The sequence below is a fragment of the Clostridia bacterium genome (assembly GCA_028698525.1).
Classification (GTDB): Bacteria; Bacillota; Clostridia; order JAQVDB01; family JAQVDB01; genus JAQVDB01.
Map to the genome: position 1 here is coordinate 1 of JAQVDB010000126.1, position 2,841 is coordinate 2,841.

The 2,841-nt window shown below is 32.2% G+C and carries 3 protein-coding genes; all 3 read left to right on the forward strand.

What is annotated here, in order from left to right; all coding sequences use genetic code 11:
* Positions 1 to 1,112 (forward strand): glycosyltransferase family 2 protein (locus PHP06_11000; GenBank protein ID MDD3841067.1); only part of this gene is annotated, 1,112 nt, incomplete at its 5' end.
* A 28-nt stretch (positions 1,113 to 1,140) separates the two neighbouring features.
* Positions 1,141 to 2,307 carry a nucleotide sugar dehydrogenase gene (locus tag PHP06_11005; GenBank protein ID MDD3841068.1) on the forward strand — a complete coding sequence of 389 codons (1,167 nt, stop codon included), beginning with the start codon at positions 1,141 to 1,143 and terminating at the stop codon, positions 2,305 to 2,307.
* Positions 2,308 to 2,349: 42 nt separating this feature from the next.
* Positions 2,350 to 2,841, forward strand: a 492-nt coding sequence (locus tag PHP06_11010) for an NAD(P)-binding domain-containing protein (protein ID MDD3841069.1), incomplete at its 3' end; no start/stop codon positions are given.

The following is a 2,841-nucleotide window of genomic DNA, read 5'->3' on the forward strand; positions in this document are numbered from 1 at the left end:
CTTTAATAGGATATCCTTTATCATTGATTGTTTTAAACAAGGTAGTTAAGAATAAAAAAGATGTTGTAGACATGTCATTAAGACCTTATGTTTCAATTATTATACCGGCACATAATGAGGAAAAAGTTATTGAACAAAAATTGAATAATCTAATTAATTTAAATTATCCTAGAGAACTAATAGAAATCATAGTTGCATCAGATAACAGCACGGATAAAACAAATGAAATTGTAGAAAATTTTATTGAAAAAAACAGAGAATATGATATCATTCTTTACAATGTGAATAAAAGGCAAGGGAAGACAAATGCGCAAAATGAGGCAGTCAAAACTGCTAGAGGAGAAATATTAGTATTCAGCGATGCAAATGCAATGCTTGATAAAGATTCAATAATTCATTTGGTTTCTTCATTTACTTCTGATGATATAATCTATGTTACTGGAAGGCTCAAGTATGTCAATAGTTTTGAGAATATTTCTAGTCAAGCTGAGACTAGTTATTGGAATTATGATCTTTTCATGAGGAAAGTCGAATCAGATATAAAAACGATAACTGCGGGAAATGGGGCAATCTATGCAATAAGGAAAAAAGATTATGTTGATTTTGATCCTATAAGGTGCCATGATTCTGCTGTGCCCCTTCATGCCGGAATAAATAATAAGAGAGCAGTGTATAATGAGAAAGCTGTAGCATACGAGAAAGCGGGAGAAACCTCTCAAGATGAATTTAAGAGAAAAGTTAGGATGTTTAGAGGAATTTTAACTTCTATATTCGGCAACTCTAAAAAATATAATATTCTTAAATATGGATGGTTTAGTTACTTTTATTTTGGACATAGGACTTTAAGGTATTCCTTATTTATTTTGCATATAGTATATTTTGTTTCAAATGCGTTTTTAATAAAACAAAGTTCGTTTTATACTTCAATCTTTTTGGTGCAATGTATATTTTATTTATTAGCAATGTCTGGAAAGATATTTGGATTTAAAAATAAATTGTCCTATTACCCTTATTATTATTGTATGACACTAGTAGCACAATTGTTTGGAGCGATAAATCAATTAACAGGTAAATCAAAGCCATTTTGGGAAAAAGCTGAAACTACAAGATAAAAACAAATTATTGTAAAGGAGATTTGAGATGAAGATAACAATAGCAGGGACAGGTTATGTTGGATTGTCTAATGCTGTTTTATTGGCTCAACATAATGAAGTTATAGCACTTGATATTATTCAGGAAAAAGTAGATATGATTAATAAAAAGAAGTCCCCGATTGTTGATAAAGAGATTGAAGAATATTTAGCGACAAAAAAATTAAATTTAATTGCAACGACTGATAATTATATTGCTTATAAAGATGCGGAGTATGTTATTATTTCTACTCCTACAAATTACGATCCGGATAAAAACTATTTTAATACAAGAACTGTGGAAGCAGTTATAGCTAATGTATTGTCAATTAATCCTGATGCTATAATGGTCATTAAATCAACAGTACCAGTAGGATATACGAAAAAGATAAAAGAGAAGTTTGAAACAGAAAACATTATTTTCTCACCTGAATTTTTAAGGGAGGGTAAGGGTCTATATGACAATCTATATCCGTCACGAATTATTGTAGGAGAACAATCAGATAGAGCAAAGAAGTTTGCTGATCTTTTGATTGAGGGAGCTGTTAAAAAGGATGTTCCGATTTTGTTTACGAATTCAACTGAAGCTGAAGCCATTAAACTTTTTTCGAATACTTATCTAGCTATGCGAGTGGCATTTTTTAATGAACTTGATACTTATGCGGAAATTAGAGGTTTGGATACAAAGCAGATTATTGAAGGTGTTGGATTAGATCCAAGGATAGGAAATCACTATAATAATCCTTCATTCGGATATGGTGGATATTGTTTGCCAAAGGATACAAAGCAGCTATTAGCAAATTATGCTGATGTTCCAAATAATATTATGACAGCAATTGTAGATGCAAATAGAACGAGAAAGGACCATATTGCTGATATGATTTTGAAGAGGAAACCTGAAATTGTAGGGATCTACAGACTTACTATGAAGACAAACTCTGATAATTTTAGACATTCATCTGTCCAGGGGGTTATGAAACGCATAAAGGCAAAAGGAATTGAAGTGGTGGTTTATGAGCCTGCCTTTGATGCAGATCGATTTTATAATTCAAGAGTTATTAAAGATCTTGATGAATTTAAGAAGATCTCTGATGTGGTTGTTGCAAATAGAATGGCAGACGAAATCAAAGATATTGGGGACAAAGTATACACTAGAGATTTATTTAGCAGAGATTAATATGGGATTATTTGATTATTGTTAAAACTGGGGGAAGAAGTAATGATGTTGTATAATGATCTAATAAGCAAAAAGGGAAAACTTTCGGTAATAGGGCTTGGCTATGTAGGTATGCCCATTGCAGTTGCATTTGCAAAAAAAGTTGATGTTATAGGTTTTGATATAAACGAGAAAAAGATTAAATTGTATAGATCTGGTGTTGATCCTACCAATGAAGTGGGAGACGAAGCAATCAAACAAACTACTGTGGAATTTACATCGAATGAGGAAAAGCTTCAAGAGGCAAAATTCCATATAATTGCTGTGCCTACACCAATAAATTTGGATAAAACGCCAAATCTGGCTCCAGTAGAGGGGGCTAGCACTATTGTGGGTCAGAATCTGACCAAAGGATCAATTGTTGTATATGAATCAACAGTATACCCAGGAGTTACAGAAGATATTTGTATTCCCATATTAGAAAAAAATTCCGGATTGAAGTGTGGTAAAGATTTTAAGGTAGGGTATTCTCCAGAACGTATTAACCCAGGGGAT

What these genes read in the sequence shown, in the direction of transcription:
- PHP06_11005 (MDD3841068.1), top strand. Translation starts at nt 1,141, where the DNA reads ATGAAGATAACAATAGCAGGGACAGGTTATGTTGGATTGTCTAATGCT.